This is a genomic window from Pseudomonas sp. S2_A02, assembly GCF_054668495.1.
Window position 1 is genome coordinate 4,087,257 of record NZ_CP162776.1, and the last position, 20,522, is coordinate 4,107,778.

At 60.2% G+C, this 20,522-nt stretch carries 23 protein-coding genes and 1 pseudogene; 10 read left to right on the plus strand and 14 right to left on the minus strand.

The genetic code is table 11. From position 1 onward, the window contains the following. Positions 1-74 precede the first annotated feature (74 nt). Positions 75-746 carry a TetR/AcrR family transcriptional regulator gene (locus tag AB4O41_RS18630; protein ID WP_460144228.1) on the plus strand — a complete coding sequence of 224 codons (672 nt, stop codon included), beginning with the start codon at positions 75-77 and terminating at the stop codon, positions 744-746. Positions 747-791: 45 nt separating this feature from the next. Next, positions 792-1,646, plus strand: coding sequence for a sulfurtransferase (locus tag AB4O41_RS18635; RefSeq protein WP_460144229.1), 855 nt, complete (start codon positions 792-794; stop codon positions 1,644-1,646). A gap of 126 nt (positions 1,647-1,772) precedes the next feature. On the opposite strand, the gene AB4O41_RS18640 is transcribed toward AB4O41_RS18635, so the two are convergent. From AB4O41_RS18640 to AB4O41_RS18660, 5 genes are all read right to left on the minus strand, one after another. Next, the gene (locus AB4O41_RS18640) at positions 1,773-2,603 is read right to left on the minus strand and encodes an AraC family transcriptional regulator (RefSeq protein ID WP_460144230.1); all 831 of its coding nucleotides are present in this window, start codon (positions 2,601-2,603) and stop codon (positions 1,773-1,775) included. Between the two features lie 3 nt (positions 2,604-2,606). Further along, a complete protein-coding gene (locus AB4O41_RS18645) occupies positions 2,607-3,617 on the minus strand; it encodes a hydrolase (RefSeq protein WP_460144231.1) in 1,011 nt (336 codons plus the stop codon). A 73-nt stretch (positions 3,618-3,690) separates the two neighbouring features. Beyond that, complete coding sequence (rsmD, locus tag AB4O41_RS18650) at positions 3,691-4,308, minus strand: 16S rRNA (guanine(966)-N(2))-methyltransferase RsmD (RefSeq protein ID WP_454188090.1); 618 nt, start codon at positions 4,306-4,308, stop codon at positions 3,691-3,693. Beyond that, entirely contained in the window at positions 4,308-5,798 is a 1,491-nt protein-coding gene (locus AB4O41_RS18655) for a M16 family metallopeptidase (RefSeq protein WP_460144232.1), read from the minus strand. The genes rsmD and AB4O41_RS18655 overlap by 1 nt, the downstream gene beginning before the upstream one ends. After that, complete coding sequence (locus tag AB4O41_RS18660; RefSeq protein ID WP_460144233.1) at positions 5,791-7,146, minus strand: M16 family metallopeptidase; 1,356 nt, start codon at positions 7,144-7,146, stop codon at positions 5,791-5,793. Before AB4O41_RS18660 ends, AB4O41_RS18655 begins: the two co-directional genes overlap by 8 nt. A 344-nt stretch (positions 7,147-7,490) precedes the next feature. On the opposite strand from AB4O41_RS18660, the gene ftsY reads away from it, so the two are divergent. From ftsY to rpoH, 4 genes are all read left to right on the plus strand, one after another. Continuing rightward, positions 7,491-9,044, plus strand: a complete 1,554-nt coding sequence (gene ftsY, locus AB4O41_RS18665) for a signal recognition particle-docking protein FtsY (protein ID WP_460144234.1) — start codon at positions 7,491-7,493, stop codon at positions 9,042-9,044. Next, on the plus strand, positions 9,041-9,712 hold the full coding sequence (gene ftsE / locus AB4O41_RS18670) for a cell division ATP-binding protein FtsE (protein ID WP_007897888.1): 672 nt from the start codon (positions 9,041-9,043) through the stop codon (positions 9,710-9,712). The genes ftsY and ftsE overlap by 4 nt, the downstream gene beginning before the upstream one ends. Further along, positions 9,709-10,737, plus strand: coding sequence for a permease-like cell division protein FtsX (gene ftsX, locus AB4O41_RS18675; RefSeq protein ID WP_460144235.1), 1,029 nt, complete (start codon positions 9,709-9,711; stop codon positions 10,735-10,737). Before ftsE ends, ftsX begins: the two co-directional genes overlap by 4 nt. Positions 10,738-10,850: 113 nt before the next feature. Next, positions 10,851-11,705, plus strand: a complete 855-nt coding sequence (gene rpoH / locus AB4O41_RS18680; protein WP_007897890.1) for an RNA polymerase sigma factor RpoH — start codon at positions 10,851-10,853, stop codon at positions 11,703-11,705. A 208-nt stretch (positions 11,706-11,913) separates the two neighbouring features. On the opposite strand, the gene mtgA is transcribed toward rpoH, so the two are convergent. Continuing rightward, positions 11,914-12,636 (minus strand): monofunctional biosynthetic peptidoglycan transglycosylase, encoded by a 723-nt coding sequence (mtgA, locus tag AB4O41_RS18685; protein WP_460144236.1) that lies wholly within the window; start codon positions 12,634-12,636, stop codon positions 11,914-11,916. A 74-nt stretch (positions 12,637-12,710) separates the two neighbouring features. Here mtgA and AB4O41_RS18690 point away from each other — a divergent pair, with 74 nt between their 5' ends. From AB4O41_RS18690 to trmB, 4 genes are all read left to right on the plus strand, one after another. Beyond that, a complete protein-coding gene (locus tag AB4O41_RS18690) occupies positions 12,711-13,082 on the plus strand; it encodes a DUF423 domain-containing protein (RefSeq protein WP_460144237.1) in 372 nt (123 codons plus the stop codon). Positions 13,083-13,172: 90 nt separating this feature from the next. Then, a complete protein-coding gene (gene thiS, locus AB4O41_RS18695; RefSeq protein WP_008026157.1) occupies positions 13,173-13,373 on the plus strand; it encodes a sulfur carrier protein ThiS in 201 nt (66 codons plus the stop codon). A 60-nt stretch (positions 13,374-13,433) separates the two neighbouring features. After that, positions 13,434-14,228, plus strand: a complete 795-nt coding sequence (locus AB4O41_RS18700; protein ID WP_007897902.1) for a thiazole synthase — start codon at positions 13,434-13,436, stop codon at positions 14,226-14,228. Positions 14,229-14,237: 9 nt separating this feature from the next. Further along, positions 14,238-14,963, plus strand: a complete 726-nt coding sequence (gene trmB / locus AB4O41_RS18705; RefSeq protein ID WP_460144238.1) for a tRNA (guanosine(46)-N7)-methyltransferase TrmB — start codon at positions 14,238-14,240, stop codon at positions 14,961-14,963. Positions 14,964-15,095: 132 nt separating this feature from the next. On the opposite strand, the gene AB4O41_RS18710 is transcribed toward trmB, so the two are convergent. From AB4O41_RS18710 to AB4O41_RS18745, 8 genes and pseudogenes are all read right to left on the minus strand, one after another. Next, positions 15,096-15,419 (minus strand): DUF3392 domain-containing protein, encoded by a 324-nt coding sequence (locus tag AB4O41_RS18710; RefSeq protein ID WP_007897907.1) that lies wholly within the window; start codon positions 15,417-15,419, stop codon positions 15,096-15,098. A 9-nt stretch (positions 15,420-15,428) separates the two neighbouring features. Further along, positions 15,429-16,592: a radical SAM family heme chaperone HemW gene (gene hemW, locus AB4O41_RS18715; protein WP_460144239.1), complete on the minus strand. Its 1,164-nt coding sequence runs from the start codon at positions 16,590-16,592 to the stop codon at positions 15,429-15,431. 39 nt (positions 16,593-16,631) lie between these two features. Beyond that, positions 16,632-17,228 (minus strand): RdgB/HAM1 family non-canonical purine NTP pyrophosphatase, encoded by a 597-nt coding sequence (gene rdgB / locus AB4O41_RS18720; protein ID WP_123500249.1) that lies wholly within the window; start codon positions 17,226-17,228, stop codon positions 16,632-16,634. Beyond that, complete coding sequence (locus AB4O41_RS18725) at positions 17,225-17,659, minus strand: DUF4426 domain-containing protein (protein ID WP_460144240.1); 435 nt, start codon at positions 17,657-17,659, stop codon at positions 17,225-17,227. Before AB4O41_RS18725 ends, rdgB begins: the two co-directional genes overlap by 4 nt. A 26-nt stretch (positions 17,660-17,685) precedes the next feature. After that, entirely contained in the window at positions 17,686-18,306 is a 621-nt protein-coding gene (gene metW / locus AB4O41_RS18730) for a methionine biosynthesis protein MetW (protein ID WP_105340807.1), read from the minus strand. A 7-nt stretch (positions 18,307-18,313) separates the two neighbouring features. Next, positions 18,314-19,452, minus strand: a pseudogene (gene metX, locus AB4O41_RS18735) (homoserine O-succinyltransferase MetX). 178 nt (positions 19,453-19,630) lie between these two features. Beyond that, positions 19,631-19,921 (minus strand): DUF167 domain-containing protein, encoded by a 291-nt coding sequence (locus AB4O41_RS18740; protein WP_460144241.1) that lies wholly within the window; start codon positions 19,919-19,921, stop codon positions 19,631-19,633. Beyond that, complete coding sequence (locus AB4O41_RS18745; RefSeq protein ID WP_123357325.1) at positions 19,921-20,508, minus strand: YggT family protein; 588 nt, start codon at positions 20,506-20,508, stop codon at positions 19,921-19,923. The genes AB4O41_RS18740 and AB4O41_RS18745 overlap by 1 nt, the downstream gene beginning before the upstream one ends. Positions 20,509-20,522: the final 14 nt, after the last annotated feature.

The following is a 20,522-nucleotide window of genomic DNA, read 5'->3' on the forward strand; positions in this document are numbered from 1 at the left end:
TACAGCTTTGTTTTATCCATGCGTGGATAGGTCGTAAGATGCCCCTCATCGCACTCTGAATTAAAGCTCAAGCCATGGCCCCTCGGATCAAAACCAGCGAGCGCATCGTGCAGAACAGCCTGGAGCTGTTCAATCAGCAGGGTGAGCGCAGCATCAGCACCAACCACATTGCTGCCCACATGGAGATTTCCCCGGGCAACCTGTACTACCACTTCCCCAACAAGCAGGCGATCATCGCCGTGTTGTTCAGTGAGTACGAAAACCTGGTGGACAGCTTCCTGCGCCCGCCCCAGGGGCGCGCCGCGACGGTCGAAGACAAGCGCTTCTACCTCAAGGAATTGCTCGCAGCCATGTGGCAATACCGCTTCCTGCATCGCGACCTCGAGCATTTGCTCGACAGCGATCCCGAGCTGGCCGCCCGTTACCGGCGCTTTTCCCAGCGCTGCCTGATCCAGGGCACGCACATCTACGCGGGCTTCGTCGAGGCCGGCATTTTGTGCATGGACAAGGTTCAGATCGAATCCCTGACCCTCAATGCCTGGATCATCCTCACCTCGTGGGTGCGTTTTCTGTGCACCACGCGGGAAAACTCCAACCATCTGAGCGAACAGGCGATCAAACGGGGCGTGTATCAGGTGCTGGTGCTGGAGGCCGGATTCGTCACGGATCAAGCTCACGATGCGGTGAATGCACTGTTCGAGGAGTTTTATGTGCCGCTGGCCCAGGCGCTGGAAGAAGTGAGATAAAGATTGCAGCAGGAATCCAGACAAACAAAATCACAGGAGCCCGTTATGCCCATTGCGCAACTGATCAGCCCGCAAGCGTTGGACCTGAAAAAGGAGACGCCGGGGCTGGTGATTCTGGATTGTCGTTCTGCCCTCGAAGACCCTGATTACGGTCAGCGCAGCTACGCTGAAGGGCACATTGCCGGGTCGAGCTTTGCCGATCTGGGGCGTGATTTGAGCGGTGCGGTGGTCAAGGGGTTGACTGGGCGTCATCCATTGCCTGAGCCCGCCGACTTGATCGAACGCTTTCAAGCCTGGGGCATCAACGCCGACAGCGAAGTGATTTTGTACGATGACGGTCCCGGTGCCTACGCGGCGCGGGCCTGGTGGTTGCTGGCGTGGCTGGGCAAGCGCGATGGCGTGTTCATTCTCGATGGCGGGCTGAAAGCCTGGCACGCCGCCGGATTACCCCTGAGTCTTGATCCGCCGTCGATCACCCGTGGCACCTTCACCGGGACGCCGGATGCTTCGTTGGTGCTCAGTGCCGAACAACTCCAGCAACGTCTCGGCCAACCGGCGCTGACCTTGCTCGACGCCCGCGGCTTGCCGCGCTTCAAGGGCGAAGTGGAGCCGATCGATCCGGTTGCCGGGCACATCCCCGGCGCACAATGTGCCGCGTTCACCGATAACCTGGGCAGCGACGGGCGGTTCCTGCCGGCCGAACAGCTCAAGCAGCGGTTTGCCGCAAAGCTCGGTGATCGTTCACCGACGGAGTTGGTCGCGTATTGCGGTTCCGGTGTGACCGCCTGCCACAACTTGTTCGCCCTGTGCCTGGCGGGTTATCCGTTGGGGTCGTTGTATGCCGGGTCGTGGAGTGAGTGGATCAACGATCCTGCGCGAGGCGTCGCCAAGGGCGAGTAAACGCCAAACCAATGTGGGAGCGAGCCTGCTCGCGATGAGGCCATAACATTCAACATTGATGTTGACTGATACGCCACCATCGCGAGCAGGCTCGCTCCCACATGGTTAATAAGGTGGCTTGAGATTTCACAGCTGCCGCGCGCTGCGATACGCCCCCGGTCCTACGCCGTAAACCTGTTTGAATTGCCGACTCAGATGGCTTTGATCGGCAAAACCCAGCTGCGTCGCGACCTCCAGCGGCAGGCAGCCGCGCTGTAACAGCGCCCGTGCCCGGGCGATACGCTGCTGCATCAACCAGGTGTGTGGCGGCATGCCGGTAGCGCGGCGGAACACTCGGGCGAAGTGGAAGGGCGACAGGTTCACCGTCGTCGCCAGTTCTTCCAGCGAGGGCGGCGCCGCCAAGCGTGATTGCAGCAGTTCCTTGGCCTGGGTTACCGCCCGGTGTTCCTTGCCAGGTTTGTTGGCGATCGGAACGGCTGCGTGACGTTGCAACAGCGACAGCATCATTTCCCGCCAGACCGTTTGCTGCTGCAGCGCCGTGGACGGACTCTCCAGCAACCGATGCAGTTGGCAGAACCCCTTCACCAGATCCGGATCGCGATACAACGTGGCGCCAAATGCCGGCAAGATATCGGTCGGCAGTTCGAGCTCGTCCAGCAGTGAAAGAATCTGCCCGCTGTCGGGATAAAACGCCCGGTACAACCAACCGTCTTCCGTACCTTTATGGCCGGTGTGCAGTTCATCCGGATTGATCAGCACCAGCGTGCCGCTGCCGGCCAGATGCTCGGCACCTCGATAGCGATATCGCTGGGCGCCGGCCATGATCATGCCGATCACATAGCCGTCATGCACGTGGGGGGCGAAGCGCTGTTCGATGTAGCGTGCGGACAACAACTCGACCCCGGCCAACGGCGCCGTTTGCCAGAAGTGGATCGACTCGCCCTGATCCGAACCCATGCTCTACTTGCGCCCTGTGGTGGCCAGCCATTGGGGAATGCGCCGTTCCAGATAGTAACCCGGTTGCCGGAACGAGCCCTCGACGAAGCCGACATGTCCGCCCTTGGCCTGCAACTCGAATTGCGTGCAGGCAGACAACTCGTCGGCTTGCGGCAGGCTATGAGGAAAGACAAACGGGTCATCGGCCGCCTGGATAATCAGGGTTGGTGTGCGAATCTCTCCGAGGAAATAACGACTCGACGCGCGGCGATAATAATCCGCGGCATCGGCGAAACCATTCAGCGGTGCGGTCACCCGGCCATCGAAATCCCAAAAGGTGCGCATATTCTCCAGCGAGCCCAGCGCCTCCAATGCCGCCAGGCCATCCTGATGCCCTTCATGCTGGAACCTGCGCTGCTTGTTCTTGATGTAGGCAACCATCTCTCGCATGAAATGCGCTTGATAGAATTTGGAAAACCCCTGGCTGATACGATCGGCGCAGTGATCGAGGCGAAACGGCACCGACACAGCAACGGCGCCTAGCACACCGCTGTTGCTGCCGGTTTCGCCCAGATGCTTGAGCAACACGTTACCGCCCATGGAATAACCGACCGCATACAGCGGTGCAAGGGGGCGTTGGTTTCGCAGGTGTTTGATGGTTTCCGCCAGGTCTTCACTGGCCCCGGAATGGTAACTGCGTGGCAACAGATTGGGCTCGCCGGAGCAGCCTCGCCAGTTCAGCGCGACACTGGCCCAACCCTGGGCGCCCAGCGTCTTTTGCAGGCCAGCCACGTAAGGCGAATTCGACGAGCCAGTCAGGCCATGCAACACCAGCACCAACGGCGCATTCGCGCTGTGGGGGCCGTGCCAGTCCAGGTCAAGGAAGTCCCCGTCTTCAAGCCATAAACGCTCGCGCTCGCGGTCCAAGTGAGTGGTTTTGCGCCATAGCGGTCCCCACAGGGTTTGTAAGTGCGGATTGCCCAGGCCGTAGGCGGGCGTGAAGGCGGGGGTGAAGCGTTCTGGCAGATGGGACACGATTGCTCTCGATGCAGCGGTGCTTACCCGCAGCGTTAACTGACTGAGCTTCGCACCGTTTTTACAGGCCGGACTAACCGGCGATCCCTGCCATACGTTGCCACAACGCGTAATACACCCGTCCGGATTTTTGCTCCCGATGCAGGCGCCAATTTTCTGGCAAACCCAATATCGACGGTGCCGTTTCGCTTTCAGTGTAGACCCACGCATCGTCACTCAGCCAATGACGCTCTTCGAGCAAAGTGCAAACGGCCGGCAACAGATTCTGATTAAACGGCGGGTCGAGAAACACCAGATCGAATGCCGTGGCCGGTTGGGTTTCCAGATAGCGCAAGGCGTCGGCAGTCTGTACCTGACCGGTCGTGCAGCGCAGGGTGCCCAGATGTTCCTTGATGCTCGCTACCGCAATGTTGCTGGCATCCAGTGCCTGGCCCATTGCTGCTCCACGGGACAAAGCCTCGAGAAACAATGCGCCGCTACCGGCAAAGGGGTCGAGCACCTTGGCTCCGGCGACATAAGGCGCGAGCCAGTTGAACAGGGTTTCACGGACTCGGTCCGGCGTTGGGCGCAAGCCTGGCGCATCGGGGAAGCTCAGCTTTCGGCTGCCCCATTCACCGCCGATGATGCGCAGTTGATTCACACCGTTATGCACGTTGTGAACAGGTTTTTTTGGACGCGATGGATGGGCCATTAATGCTCCGGAACCCCGAGCGGTTGCTCGGCAGGTTTGTCTGTGGGGGCCGGCAAAGGCTTTTGTGGCACGGTCGGGCCAGCGCTGACGATGACCAGTTTGTCCGTGCTCAGGTGTTTGTTCAATGCGGCTTTGACTTGCTCGACGGTCAGGCTCTGGGACTGTTGCATGAAGTCTTCCAGGTAGCTCAGCGGCAAGTTGTAAAAACCCATGGCGCCGAGTTGCCCGACGATATCGGCGTTGCTGGCGGTGGACAGCGGAAAGCTGCCGGCCAGTTCGCGCTTGGCGTCGTCGAGTTCTTTCTGTGTGGGGCCGGTTTTAAGGTAGTCGGCGAGCACGTCCTGCACCAGTTTCAGCGTGCCTTCGCTCATCTCGGCGCGGGTTTGCAGGTTGATCATGAACGGGCCGCGAGCCTGCATCGGGCTGAAACCCGAATACACGCCATAGGCCAGGCCGCGCTTCTCGCGCACTTCGCTCATCAACCGGGTGCCGAAGCCACCGCCGCCAAGGATCTGATTGCCCAGCGACAGCGCAGCGTAATCCGGATCGTCACGGTCGATGCCCAGTTGCGCGATCATCAGGTTGGTTTGCTTGGACGGAAACTCGATGTGGCCGATGCTGGACTTGGGGTCGGTCGGTTGTTCGATTTTCGCCAGGGCCGGCCCTTTGGGCAGAGCGGCGGACACTTGTGCGGCAACCGCCTCAGCCTCGGCGCGGGACAGATCGCCCACCAGCGCAATCACCACGTTGCCGGCAGCGTAGGCTTTCTGATGGAAGGCCCGTAACTGCGCCAGGGTGATCGGTGGAATGCTTTTCGCCGTGCCGTCGCTGGAATGCGCGTACGGGTGATCGCCATACAAGCGGTTCATCAGCTCCAGGCTGGCGAGTTTGCCGGGGTTCTGTTTCTGGTATTCGAAGCCGGCCAGCATCTGGTTCTTGATGCGGGCAAACGAATCGGCGGGGAAGGTCGGTTTGCCGACGACTTCAGCGAACAGCTTCAAGGCAGGCTCGCGTTTGTCCGCGGCACTGAGACTGCGCAGCGAGGCAATCGCCATGTCTTTATAGGCGCCGTTACCGAAATCGGCCCCCAGTCCTTCGAAGCCCTGGGCGATAGCGCCGACGTCTTTGCCAGCCACACCTTCGTTGAGCATGGCGTTGGTCAACAGTGCCAGGCCGGATGCATCGCCGTCCTGGCTGCTACCAGCGGCGAAAGTCAGGCGCATGTCGAACATCGGCAGCTCACGGGCTTCGACGAACAGCACCTTGGCGCCTTCGGCGGTGTTCCAGGTCTGCACGTTCAGCGAGCGATGGCTTGGGGCCTTGCCGTCGAGTTCTGCCAGCGATTGTAGTTTCTGGCTCGCCTTGGCTTTGTCGAGGGCTTCGCTGGCGCTGGTTTCGTCAGACTTGGAGAAATAGAAGGCGGCAGACCCGAGCAATGCAATGACGACCAGGCCGATCAGGGCCAGGCGCGGTTTTTTACGCTCACTCATGAGTCGTCTCCTCTGGCAGTACATGGGCGACGCTGAGACGTGCGCGGGTGAAATACAGCTTGGCGGCCTTCTGGATGTCTTGCGGGGTCACGCTTTCCAGGTCGGCGAGTTCGGTGTCCATCAGTTTCCAGGACAGCCCGACGGTTTCCAGTTGGCCGATGGCGGTGGCCTGGCTGGTGATCGAGTCACGCTCGTAGACCAGGCCGGCAATGACCTGTGCTCGCACCCGCTCCAGCTCTTCGGCGGACGGCACGGTGGTTTTCAGCTGTTCGAGCAGTTTCCACAGGCCGGCTTCCGCTTGGGCCATGGTTTTCTTCTTCTGGGTGTTCGGTGTGGCCGACAAAGTGAACAGGCTATCGCCACGGGTGTAGGCGTCGTAGCTCGACGAGCCGCCGGACACCAGCTCTTCGCCGCGTTCCAGTTGCGTCGGGATCCGGCCGCTGTAGCCGCCGTCGAGCAGTGCGGAGATCAGGCGCAGAGCGTTAACCGAACGCTTGTCTTCGGCGGTGGCGATGCTCGGCACGTTGAAAGCCAGCATCAGGCTCGGCAATTGGGTCTGCACATGCAGGGTGATCTTCCGTTCGCCGGGCTCGGCCAGTTCCAGCGGGATTTTCGCGGGTGGCACGTCACGCTTGGCGATCGGGCCAAAGTAACGCTGGGCCAGGGTTTTGACTTCGTCCGGGGTCACGTCACCGACCACCACCAGGGTGGCGTTGTTCGGCACATACCAGGATTGATACCAATGGCGCAGTTCTTCGACCTTCATACGGTCGAGGTCTGCCATCCAGCCGATAGTCGGCGTGTGATAACCACTGGCGGGGTAGGCCATAGCCATGAAGCGTTCGTAGGCCTTGGACATCGGCTTGTCGTCGGTGCGCAGGCGACGCTCTTCCTTGATCACCTCGATCTCGCGGGTGAACTCGTCGGCCGGCAGGCGCAGGTTGGCCATGCGGTCGGCTTCCAGCTCGAAGGCCACGCCCAGGCGGTCGCGGGCCAGCACCTGGTAATACGCGGTGAAGTCGTCGCTGGTGAAGGCGTTCTCTTCGGCACCGAGGTCGCGCAGGATCAGCGACGCTTCGCCGGGGCCGACTTTCTCGCTGCCCTTGAACATCATGTGTTCCAGCGCATGGGACAGCCCGGTCTGGCCTGGGGTCTCATAGCTTGAGCCGACCTTGTACCAGACCTGGGAAACGACGACCGGTGCACGATGGTCTTCGCGCACTACAACCTTCAGGCCGTTGTCGAGGGTGAATTCGTGGGTGGGTTGTGGATCGGCAGCCAAGGCCGAGAGGGGCAGACAAACTGTGCTGAACAGCAGGCCTGCAGCGCGGCGGGCTAGAGCATTCATTCGTTTTTAAACCTGTTGGGCTGCCCGCTTGGTCTTAGCGTCGGCGGGCGAGAGGGTGCTAGGATACTGATCCGTTTTACTGGCGGCCACGCCTATCAGGCCTTTGATCGGTCAATAGGTTGTTTGGGTTTGCGGCTTGGGCTTTGAGTTTGTCAGCTAAACTCTGCGTTTTCGCCGACGATGCTGTTCCAGTCCTTCGTATTAATCAACCTTTGAGGTGCCGTTGGTACCTCGACAAAATGTTGCGCGTGAACAAGCTGGATGAATCGCAGTCTGTTCTGCATCGAATTATTTATTGCCGAGGCGCTCTTTGGCGCGTCGCTACCGTGAGATAGCCGTCCTCCATGTTTGGTTCCAACGACGACAAGAAGACCCCAGCTGCGGCTGGCGAGAAGAAAAGCCTGTTCGGATGGCTGCGCAAAAAGCCGCAGGAACCCGTTGTCGAACAGCCACAATCGCTTTCTGAGCCAACACCGGCGCCGGTCATGGAAGAAGTGCCCGCGCCGATTGCCCTGCCGATCGCCGAGCCGGTGCTGCAATCCGTGATCGAGCCTGCGCCTGCGCCTGAAACCGTAGTCGTGGCCCCATTGCCGCTGACGCCTGCCGCCGAGCCGTGGCTGACGTTGCCGGTGGCGGAAGAACCGGTGGCATTGGTCGAAGATGAGCAAGCAGCTCACATCACTCCGCCGATTCCGGCCCCGACCGCGTTTGCACCTGAGCCGGTTCAGGCGCCAGTGGTTGAACCGGTCGTTGAACCTGTGTTCGTGGCTGAGCCTGCGCCAGTTGCTCCAAAGCCTGAAGTGCCGGTATTTGTTGCTCCTGCTCCGGTTGCTCCGGTTGCTCCGATTGTTCAAGCGCCAGAGCCTGCACCTGCACCTGCACCTGCACCGGTCATCATTCCGGTTGTCGCCACGCCCGTTGCGCCCGTTGAAACTCCGGTCGAGCCTGTGCGTACCGAAGAGACCAAGGCCGGTTTCTTCGCCCGTCTCAAACAAGGCTTGTCCAAGACCAGCGCCAGCATTGGCGAGGGCATGGCCAGCCTGTTTCTCGGCAAGAAAATCATCGATGACGAGTTGCTCGAAGACATCGAAACCCGTCTGCTGACCGCCGATGTCGGTGTCGAAGCGACCTCGGTGATCATTCAGCGCCTGACCCAGAAAGTCGCCCGCAAAGAACTGGCCGATGCCGATGCGTTGTACAAATCCCTGCAAGCCGAGCTGGCAGCGATGCTCAAGCCCGTCGAACAGCCGCTGAAAATCACCTCCCAGAACAAGCCATTCGTGATTCTGGTGGTGGGTGTCAACGGCGCCGGCAAGACCACCACCATCGGCAAACTGGCGAAAAAGCTGCAACTGGAAGGCAAGAAAGTCATGCTCGCCGCCGGTGACACCTTTCGCGCCGCCGCGGTGGAGCAATTGCAGGTCTGGGGTGAGCGCAACAAGATCCCGGTCATCGCCCAGCACACCGGCGCCGACTCGGCTTCGGTCATCTTCGATGCCGTGCAGGCCGCCAAGGCCCGTGGCATTGACGTGCTGATCGCCGACACCGCTGGTCGTTTGCACACCAAAGACAACCTGATGGAAGAACTGAAAAAAGTTCGCCGGGTGATTGGCAAGCTCGACACCGATGCGCCGCACGAGGTGCTGTTGGTGCTCGACGCCGGTACCGGCCAGAACGCCATCAACCAGGCCAAACAATTCAACCAGACCGTCGAACTGACCGGCCTGGCGCTGACCAAACTCGATGGCACCGCCAAGGGCGGGGTGATTTTCGCCCTGGCCAAGCAGTTTGGCTTGCCGATTCGCTACATCGGCGTCGGCGAAGGCATCGACGATTTGCGTACTTTTGAAGCAGAACCCTTTGTCCAGGCATTGTTTGCCGAGCGGGAGCGTTCATGATTCGTTTCGAACAGGTCGGTAAACGCTACCCGAATGGTCACGTCGGCTTGCATGAGCTGAGCTTTCGAGTCCGTCGGGGCGAATTCTTGTTTGTCACCGGCCATTCCGGCGCCGGTAAAAGCACCTTGTTGCGGCTGTTGTTGGCCATGGAACGTCCGACCACTGGCAAATTGCTGCTGGCAGGGCAAGACCTGAGCACCATCAGCAATGCGCAGATTCCGTTCCTGCGTCGGCAAATCGGCGTGGTGTTCCAGAATCACCAGCTGCTGTTCGATCGCACGGTGTTCAACAACGTCGCATTGCCGCTGCAGATCCTTGGCCTGTCCAAGGCCGAAGTTGCCAAGCGCGTGGACTCAGCCCTGGAGCGCGTGGCGCTCTCGGACAAGACCGATCTCTACCCCGGCGACTTGTCCACCGGTCAGCAACAGCGTGTCGGCATCGCTCGCGCCATCGTTCACCGTCCGGCCTTGCTGCTGGCGGATGAACCGACCGGTAACCTTGACCCGCGTCTGGCGGCAGAAATCATGGGCGTGTTTGAAGACATCAACCGTCTGGGCACCAGCGTGCTGATCGCCAGTCACGACCTGGCACTGATTGCCCGCATGCGTCATCGCATGCTGACCCTGCAGCGTGGCCGATTGATCGGCGACGGGGAGGCTGGCGTATGAGTGCAACACGTAGCCCCAAGGTTTCCGAGCGCGTGGCCCCGAAGGCCGCCGATCCGCAACCGCAGCAGCAGAAGAAAAAGCGCGACGATGACGATGGCCCGGATTTCTCTACGCTGTTCCGCGCCTGGATCGAAAGTCATCGTGCCAGTCTGCTGGACAGCTTGCGCCGCTTGAGCAAACACCCGATCGGCAGCTTTTTTACCTGCATGGTGATGGCAGTTGCCCTCAGCTTGCCGATGGGCCTGTCACTTTTGCTAAGCAACGTGGAGCGTCTCGGTGGTTCCTGGCAGCGTGCGGCGCAGATTTCCCTGTACCTGCAACTCGATGCCAGCCCTGAACAGGGCGAGTCGTTGCGTGAGCAGATCAAGGGCATGCCGGGCGTGGCCGACGCCGAATACGTGGGTCGCGATCAGGCGCTGGAAGAGTTCCAGCAGCAGTCCGGACTGGGCGAAGCGCTCAAGGAACTCCCGGAAAACCCGCTGCCGGGCGTGGTCCTGGTGACCCCGAACGAGGTCGACAAGCCCGCGCTTGAAGCATTGAGACAAAAACTTTCCGAATTGCCGAAGGTACAACAGGCGCAACTTGATCTAGTCTGGGTCGAGCGTCTGGCAGCCATTCTCAAGCTGGGCGACCGTTTTGTCTTCGGTCTGACCGTGCTTTTGGTTTCTGCATTACTTTTGGTGATAGGCAATACCATTCGTCTTCATATTGAAAACCGCCGCACAGAGATAGAAGTGATTAAACTCGTCGGCGGCACTGACAGCTATGTGCGCAGGCCCTTTCTGTATATGGGCGCGCTTTATGGCTTTGGTGCGGGGATTCTGTCCTGGGGTGTATTGGCGTTTGGCCTGAACTGGCTGAACGACGCGGTGGTTGGATTGGCCGGTTTGTACGGCAGTGATTTTGCGCTGGCCGGAGTGCCAGTTGCCGACGGTCTATCGCTCTTGCTTGGCGCGGTGCTGTTGGGGTATATCGGTGCATGGATTGCAGTCGCACGCCACCTGCGGGAGCTTGCGCCAAAGTAATATCATTTTGCTCGTATTGACCTTTCAGCGTTTATGGGAACTTGCCTTTTGGTTTCCGGTCAATTTTCGCAGTGCTGAACTGCACGAGTTATGTAAGTCGGAGGTTTTTTCGTATGACCAATTCTTTGCAGCCTGCATATGCTCTGGTCCCGGGTGCGAACCTGGAGGCCTATGTGCACACGGTGAACAGCATTCCATTGCTGACACCGGAGCAGGAGCGTGAACTGGCCGAGAGTCTCTATTATGAGCAGGATTTGGGGGCGGCTCGGCAGATGGTGCTCGCCCACCTGCGTTTTGTCGTACATATCGCCCGTAGCTATTCCGGCTACGGCCTGGCCCAGGCTGACCTGATCCAGGAAGGCAACGTCGGCCTGATGAAAGCGGTCAAGCGTTTCAACCCGGAAATGGGTGTACGCCTGGTGTCCTTTGCGGTGCACTGGATCAAGGCGGAAATCCACGAGTTCATCCTGCGCAACTGGCGGATCGTGAAAGTCGCGACCACCAAGGCTCAGCGCAAGCTGTTCTTCAACCTGCGCAGCCAGAAGAAACGTCTGGCCTGGCTGAACAACGAGGAAGTCCATCGCGTGGCGGAAAGCCTCGGCGTAGAGCCGCGGGAAGTGCGCGAGATGGAAAGTCGCCTGACCGGCCATGACATGGCTTTCGACCCGGCTGCGGAAGCGGACGACGACAGTGCATTCCAGTCGCCGGCCAACTATCTGGAAGACCACCGGTACGATCCGGCCCGTCAACTGGAAGATGCTGACTGGAGCGACAATTCGAACCACAACCTGCACGAAGCGCTTGAAGTGCTGGACGACCGTAGCCGCGACATCCTCTACCAGCGCTGGCTGGCAGAAGAAAAAGCTACGCTGCACGACCTGGCGCAGAAGTACAACGTGTCGGCCGAGCGTATTCGTCAGCTCGAGAAGAGCGCGATGAACAAGCTCAAGTTGTCGATCGCCGCATAACCTGCGCGCCGGCAATAAAAAACGCCCCGATCATTGATCGGGGCGTTTTTGTTGGTGCCTAGTTTGTCCAACTGACACCGGACACCTGTGGGAGCGAGCCTGCTCGCGATAGCGCCAGGTCAGACACTGTAAATGTTGACTGATCCACCGCTATCGCGAGCAGGCTCGTTTCCACAGGGGGCTTCAGTGTTCATAAGATCGTGTTCGGTTACTCAGCCCAAGGTGCCCGACGCGAATCGTTGAGGCCGAGCAGATAGCTGTCCCCGCCCAACTGACTCATCTGCTGGCGAATCCACCCGGCGCGTCTTGCAACGTAAGAGGTTGGATGGCTGGCGCTCCACACCCGCGGGTTCGGCAGTACCGCCGCCAGCAGACTCGCCTGCTGGCGGGATATCGAGCGAGCGCCCACACCAAAGTGATGCCGGGCCGCCGCTTCGGCGCCAAACACGCCTTCATCCCACTCGACGCTGTTGAGGTACACCTCAAGAATCCGCTGCTTGGGCCAGAACACCTCGATCAGCCCGGTAAACCAGACCTCCAGGCCTTTGCGCAGCCAACTGCGGCCAGACCACAGAAACAGGTTCTTCGACACTTGCTGGCTCAGGGTGCTGGCGCCGCGAATCGAGCCACCGCGTTCGTTATGCGCAAACGCCGCCTGAATCGCGCCGATATCAAAGCCCCAATGCTCGGGAAACTTCTGATCTTCACCAGCAATCACCGCGACTTTCAGGTCGTCGGAGATTTCATCCCAGGGTTTCCAGGTGCGTTGCACGTCGATGGGCTCGCCGTCGAACCAGGATTCGACCTTGCGCTCGACCATCAGCGCCGTTCCCGGTGGCGGCACCACCCGAAACAGCAACACCAGCAATACGCTGCCGCCCGCGAACCAGAGCAGGGCCTTCGTGAAACGACGGAAAATTAAACGCAGCATAGAGATGGCTTGGCCGAACCCGTTGAGCCGGCCATTATACAGACCCTGTTGATCGAGTCTGACTGGAGTTCTTCATGTTGCGTGGCTTCCTGATGCTGGCTGCTTTTTTCGGCTTCACCGGTGTCGCCTTGGGCGCATTCGCCGCTCATGGCCTGAAAAGCCGCCTGAGCGCCGAGTACCTGGCGATTTTTCATACGGGCGTCACCTATCAACTGGTGCACACCCTGGCGCTGCTGGGTATAGCGCTACTTGCCACGCAAATGCCCGGTCGACTGATTACTTGGGCCGGCGCATCATTTGCTATTGGCATTCTGTTGTTTTCCGGCAGCCTGTACCTGCTGACGATAACGGGCATCAGCAAGCTCGGGATCGTTACGCCCTTCGGTGGCCTGGCGTTCCTGGTCGGCTGGGTTTGCCTGGGACTTGCCGCCTGGCGGTTGAGCTGACCACGCGGTCCATTTCGTGACGAATGGCTTGGGTCGGCCTGACTGATCGGGCTAGAATGCCAGCCCCTAAAAATGATGGCGGCATTCGGTATGCGCATTCAATTGAACGGCGAATCCCTTGAACTGCCCGACGGTGAAACCGTTGCGGCCCTGCTGACCCGTCTGGAACTGACCGGGCGCCGAGTGGCGGTCGAACTCAATCTGGATATCGTCCCGCGCAGTCAACATGCCGACACCACGCTGAACGACGGCGATTCCGTCGAAGTGGTCCATGCCATCGGCGGCGGCTAGTCGTCCGGCCCTAATGGGCACAGAATTCTGCAAGAACCTCACCCCTACAGAGGATTTCCCATGAGCATCGTTCGTAGCGACAAGCCCTTCGTCCTGGCCGGTCGTACTTACCAGTCGCGTTTGCTGGTAGGCACCGGCAAATACCGCGACATGGAAGAAACCCGCCTGGCCATCGAAGCCTCTGGCGCCGAGATCGTGACCTTCGCCGTGCGCCGCACCAACCTCGGGCAGAACCCGGGCGAACCGAACCTGCTCGAAGTCCTGTCGCCGGATCGCTACACCTTCCTGCCTAACACCGCCGGCTGCTTCGACGCTACCGAGGCTGTGCGCACCTGCCGCCTGGCCCGTGAGCTGCTCGGCGGCCACAACCTGGTGAAGCTGGAAGTGCTGGCGGACCAGAAAACCCTGTTCCCTAACGTGATCGAAACCCTCAAGGCCGCCGAAGTGCTGGTCAAGGAAGGCTTCGACGTGATGGTGTACACCAGCGATGACCCGATCATTGCCCGTCAACTGGCGGAAATCGGCTGCATCGCGGTCATGCCGCTGGCCGGCCTGATCGGCACAGGCCTGGGGATCTGCAACCCTTACAACCTGCAGATCATCCTCGAAGAAGCCAAGATTCCCGTGCTGGTAGATGCCGGTGTCGGCACCGCTTCCGACGCCACCATCGCCATGGAACTGGGTTGCGAAGCGGTGCTGATGAACTCGGCCATCGCCCATGCCCAGCAGCCGATCATGATGGCTGAAGCCATGAAACACGCCATCGTTGCAGGTCGCTTGGCCTACCTCGCCGGCCGCATGCCGAAAAAACTCTATGCCAGCGCCTCCTCGCCGCTGGATGGTCTGATCAAGTAAGAGCCACTGATGACTGAATCAAACGACACGCCTATCCAGACGGAAGAAGGTGAAGAGCGCCAACACCGCCGCATCAAGAGTTTCGTGATGCGCGCCGGGCGCATGACCGAAGGCCAGCAGCGCGGTCTGGACCAAGGTACGCCGCTGTTCGTACTGCCTTTGGCCGATGCGCCGGTGGACTTCGATCAGGTGTTCGGTCGCGCAGCGCCGCGCTCGCTGGAAATCGGCTTCGGCATGGGCCATTCGCTGCTGGAAATGGCCGCGGCCTCGCCGGAGCAGGATTTCATTGGCGTTGAGGTTCACCGTCCGGGTGTCGGCGCGCTGCTTAATGGCGTGCTGACTCAGGGCCTGACCAACCTGCGCGTCTACGATTGCGATGCGATCGAAGTGCTCAACCGTTGCATCGCCGACAACAGCCTCGATCGACTGATGCTGTTTTTCCCGGATCCGTGGCACAAGAGCCGTCACCACAAGCGTCGTATCGTTCAGGCGTCGTTCGCCGAGCTGGTGCGCAGCAAGTTGAAGGTCGGCGGTGTGTTGCACATGGCCACCGATTGGGAGCCGTACGCTGAGTACATGCTGGAAGTGATGAACGTCGCGCCGGGCTATCGCAACCTAGCCGAAGACGGCAAATGCGTCCCGCGCCCGACAGAACGCCCAATCACCAAGTTCGAACGCCGCGGCGAACGTCTTGGGCATGGCGTGTGGGATTTGAAATTCGAAAAACAGTCCTAAGCCCTACGCAATACCAAATGTGGGAGCGGGCTTGCTCGCGAAGGCGTCGTATCAGTCAACATCACTGTTGAGTGATCTACCGCTTTCGCGAGCAAGCCCGCTCCCACATTTGTTTTGTGCTGTGCTTGGAGATCAGCGGCGGTCTGCCACGACGCCAATCAATACCAACACCACCAACAACACCGGCGCCAGGCTGTAGTTGTTGAACTGGCTCAGGCCTTTAATGATCCATGGCGTTGCATAGATCAGCGCCACGCCGCTGCCGACCATGCACAGCAGAGCCATCAGCGGGACGCGCAAGGCGCCGGCGATGCTGCCCAGGCGTTGGTCGACCCAGCCTTTGATGTCGGCGCCAAACAGCACCAGCAAGCAGCCCACCAGCGCCAGAGAGATTTCCGACAGGTTGCTACGGCTCCAGCGGGACACGGTGGCGAGCAGGTCGAGTACCAGATCCATTCGATTTCCTTATGTCAGAAAATTCTGCAGCAAGTCATTGAGAAAGAGTTGTCCGCGCAGCGTGGCCGCCAGACGTGACGGTTCGACCTGCAACAAGCCACTTTGTTCGGCCTCGCGACGGCCTTCGGCGAGGCTTTCCAGGGGCAGCCCGGTGCGCTCCGGATACAACCGCGCTTCGACGCCCTCGGTCAGGCGCAAGGCGTTCATCAGGAACTCGAACGGCAGCTCTTCGTTGGTCAGGGCTTTCTCGCCGGCCTGGAAGCTCTTGGCCGGGTTGAGGTAGTCCTTCGGCAGGCGGGTCTTCCAAGTGCGCACGATGCGCCCGTCCGGGTGACTGAGCTTGCCATGGGCGCCGGCGCCGATGCCTATGAAGTCGCCGAAACTCCAGTAATTGAGGTTATGCCGTGCCGGACGACCGGGCAGGGCGTAGGCCGAGACTTCGTATTGCGCGTAACCGTGTTCGGCCAACAGTGCCTGACCGGCCTCCTGAATATCCCACAGGGTGTCGTCTTCCGGCAGCGTCGGCGGCTGGTTCCAGAACACCGTGTTCGGCTCCAGGGTCAGCTGATACCAGGACAGGTGCGTCGGCTTCAGGGCGATGGCCTGGCGCAGGTCGCTCAGGGCGTCGTCCAGGGACTGATCGGGTAAACCGTGCATCAGGTCCAGATTGAAGTTGTCGAACCCGGCTTGACGGGCCATACCGGCGGCACGTACCGCTTCGTCACCGTTGTGAATCCGCCCCAGGGCCTTGAGTTTCTCTTCCTGAAAGCTCTGAATGCCGATCGACAGGCGATTGATGCCCAGCGCCCGGTAGGCGCGGAATTTCTCCTGTTCGAACGTTCCGGGGTTGGCTTCCAGGGTGATTTCAATGTCGCTGGCAAACGGAATACGTTGCTCGACACCCTTGAGCAAACGGCCCAGAGCCTCAGCACTGAACAGGCTCGGCGTACCGCCACCGAAGAAGATCGAACTCAGCTCGCGACCATAGACCGCATGCAGGTCTTGATCGAGGTCGGCCAGCAGGGCGTCGACATATTCTTCTTCCGGCAGCACGGGGCTGGCGGTGTGGGAGTTGAAGTCGCAATAAGGGCATTTGCGCACACACCACGGGATGTGGATGTACAGCGCCAGGGGGAGGCAGCACGGGGAGCGCGGCCCGAGGCGATTGGGCATCGCCGCCGAAGATCAGCGGCGACGCGGACGAGTCATGGGTCATTTCAGTCCCAGACGCTGGCGCAGCAGATCCATTGCACGGGCGCGGTGGCTGATCTGGTTCTTGTCGCTCGGGCTCAGTTCGGCGCTGGAGCATTCGCGCTCCGGAACCCAGAACAGCGGATCGTAGCCAAAACCATGCTCACCGCTGGCCTGGGTCAGGATGCGCCCATGCCACAGGCCTTCGCAGAGAATCGGCAACGGATCGTCGGCATGACGCACCAGCGCCAGCACACAGACGAACTGCGCGCCGCGCTCGGCTTCGGGCACGTCTTTCAAGACGTCGAGCAGTTTGGCGTTGTTCGCCGCATCGCCTTTACCGTCAGCGTAGCGGGCCGAATAGATACCCGGCGCACCGCCAAGGAAATCCACTGCCAGCCCCGAATCGTCGGCCAAGGCCGGCAGACCGGAAATGCGCGAGGCATTGCGGGCCTTGAGAATGGCGTTCTCGACGAACGACAGGCCGGTTTCTTCAGGCTCGACGCTGCTGAACTCGCCGATCGAGCGCAAGTGCACCGATTCGCCGAGCATGGCCTGAAGTTCCTTGAGTTTGCCGGCGTTATGGCTGGCCAGTACGAGTTGCGTGAAATTCATCATTCGCCGGGGAAAAGCTCTTGGTTGAAATTGATGGTGTTGATTTTATCGCCTGTCTGCACCTTGATGTCGAAGGTGCGGATTTCCTGCTGTGGCACCGGGTACTCGGCGATGTAGTAGACCGCGCCAGTTTCGGTGATCTGTTTGAACTTCAACGGAACACTTTGGCTGGTCAGGTCTTTGACCGTGCCGCTGACCTGAGCCGTCTGTGGTTTACCTTCCTTGAGTACTGAGATATTGATCACGCCCTGGTTCTTGCTGCGGGTCAGCTCGGCCGCTTTGGCGATATCAGGTGTCAGGAAAGTGGAATTGAAGGTGTTGTAATGCACCGTCACATCGCCAAAGGTTTCCTTGCGCTCGCCCTTGATGACATCGGCGGCCATGGTGGTAATGCTCAGGCAGGCAGTAAGTAAAAACAGCGCTAGACGACCCATGATCGTTCTCCTCGAAGTGTCGTGATTCAGACCGCGACCTTGTGGTCCGGCAGACCGGGGCTGCTGACGCGATAGATACCGATCTCACCTAACAGATTAGGCCATAGCTTACTGGCCCACCCATGCCGATGCTGTTGATCCACGGCAAGCCGATCAATGACCCTGGCTTCACGTTCGCGACACAGCGCTTCGAAGTCTTCGAAGGTGCAGAAGTGAATGTTCGGCGTGTTGTACCAGGTGTATGGCAGAAACTCCGAAACCGGCATCCGGCCCTTGCTCGCCAGGTACCAGCGGCAGCGCCAGTGACCGAAGTTGGGGAAGGTGATGATGCACTGGCGACCGACCCGCAGCATTTCGTCGAGGATCTTGTCCGGGTAGTGCACAGCTTGCAGGGCCTGGGTCATGACCACGATGTCGAAGCTGTTGCTGGCGAAGTTGCCCAGGCCCTTGTCCAGGTCCTGCTCGATGACGTTGATGCCCTTGGCCACGCACTCGGCAATGTTGTCCGGGTCGTTTTCCAGGCCATAGCCGGTGACCTGTTTGTGGTCGCGCAGCCAGGTCAGCAGCTCGCCGTCACCGCAACCGAGGTCGAGCACGCGGCTGCCGGCGGGGATCCATTCCTGGATGATTTCCAGATCGGCTCTCATGTCTTCCTCAAAGCGCTATACGGTTCATGTAATTGCTGAAGGCCTGCAAATAACGCGGGATCGGAATCAGGAAGGCATCGTGGCCTTGCGGAGCGTCGATCTCCAGGTAGCAGACGTCTTTCCTGGCCGCCATCAGCGCGTCCACCAGTTCCCGCGAGCGGGCAGGGGAGAAGCGCCAGTCGGTGGTGAAGGACATCACGCAGAACCTGGCCTGGGCATTGGCGAAGGTTTTCGCCAGGTCATCGTCGAAGTTCGCCGCCGGGTCGAAGTAGTCCAGTGCCTTGGTCATCAGCAGGTAGGTGTTGGCGTCGAAACGTCCGGAAAACTCCTCGCCCTGATACCGCAGGTAGCTTTCGACCTGGAACTCGACGCTGTGGAAGTCGTAGTTGAGCTTTTCGCTCTTCAGGCCGCGACCGAATTTCTCGCCCATGGAGTCGTCGGACAGGTACGTGATGTGCCCGACCATCCGCGCCAGCATCAGCCCGCGCTTGGGGATCACGCCCGCTTCCTGGAACGAGCCGCCGTGGAACTCCGGGTCGGTGAGGATCGCCTGGCGTGCGACTTCGTTGAATGCGATGTTCTGCGCCGACAGTTTCGGTGCCGAGGCGATGGCCAGGCAGTGCCGTACGCGGTCCGGGTAGGTGATGGTCCACTGCAAGGCCTGCATGCCGCCGAGGCTGCCGCCGATCACCGCTGCCCATTGACGGATGCCGAGCAGGTCGGCGAGACGCGCCTGGCTGTGCACCCAGTCTTCCACGGTCAGTACCGGGAAGTCGGCACCGAAAGGCTTGCCGGTTTCCGGATTGATGCTGCTGGGGCCGGTGGAACCGTTGCAGCCGCCGAGGTTGTTCAGGCTGACCACGAAGAACTTGTTGGTGTCGATCGGCTTGCCGGGGCCGATGCAGCTGTCCCACCAACCGGGTTTGCGGTCGTCGGGGCTGTGGAAGCCGGCAGCGTGATGATGACCGGACAAGGCGTGGCAGATCAGCACGGCGTTGCTCGCCGTAGCGTTCAGCGTGCCGTAGGTTTCGTAGATCAGGTCATAAGCGGGCAGCGAACGTCCGCAGGCCAAGGCCAGGGGTTCACTGAAGTGCGCCACTTGCGGCGTCACCAGACCAACAGAATCGGGGGGAAGGCAGCTGGCATCGACCCTGCTCTCATTGAAATGAGGCGTAAGTCTAAAGACCGCTGCCCGTAGCAGCAAGCGACGACCCATGATCGTTCCCACGTTCCGCGTGGGAATGCCTCAATGGACGCTCTGCGTCCGCTTCGGCAGGGACGCGGAGCGTCCCGGGCTGCATTCCCACGCGGAGCGTGGGAACGATCAAGGTAGGATCAATTCGGGCAAATCCGGCAACTTCTTCGGCGAGCAAATCCGCACCCGCTTCTGCCGGTTCAGCTCCCCGCTGATCAAACTCACCTGACTCTTGGAAACCCCGAACGCCTTGGCCAGAAACGCCATCAGGTACGCATTGGCCTTGCCTTCAACGGGCGGTGCGGTCAGGCGGATCTTCAGGCGATCGCCATGCAGCCCGCAGAAATCATCGCTGCGGGCCGCAGGTTGCAGGTGACATTCCAGAATCAGGTCATCACCGTCCCAGCGAAAGTAGCTCATCAGATCAGGCCGAACAGTTCCTTCGGCATGAGGGCGTAGTACGCGAGACGTGGAATCAGCCAGCTTTGCAGCAACTGCAGTGCGATAAACGCGAAGATCGGCGAGATGTCGAGGCCGCCCAGGTTCGGCACGATCCGGCGGAACGGCGCGAGCACCGGTTCAGTGATCTGCTGGACCAGCTCTGCGCCCGGGTTGTGGCTGCCCGGAGCAACCCAGGACAGAATCACACTGATGATCATCGCCCAGAACAGGATCTTCAAAAACAGCGCGAAGATACCAATCAATGCCCACGGCGCCAGAAACAGCACGTCGACCTGGTAGCCACTGAGCAGCAGGATGACCGCGTACAGCGCCATTTGCACGATCAGCGCCAGTACCAGCGACGACATGTCCAGCCCGAACATGCTCGGGATAACCCGACGCAACGGCTTGAGCAGCGGTTGAGTGGCTTTCACGGCGAACTGGCAGAGCGGGTTGTAGAAGTTCGCCCGCACCAGTTGCAGGATGAAGCGCAGCAGCACGATCAGCAGATACAGGCTGCACAGGGTTTGAATCACAAAAATGGCAGCGTCATTGAGTCCGAGCATCATTGATTCCTTTG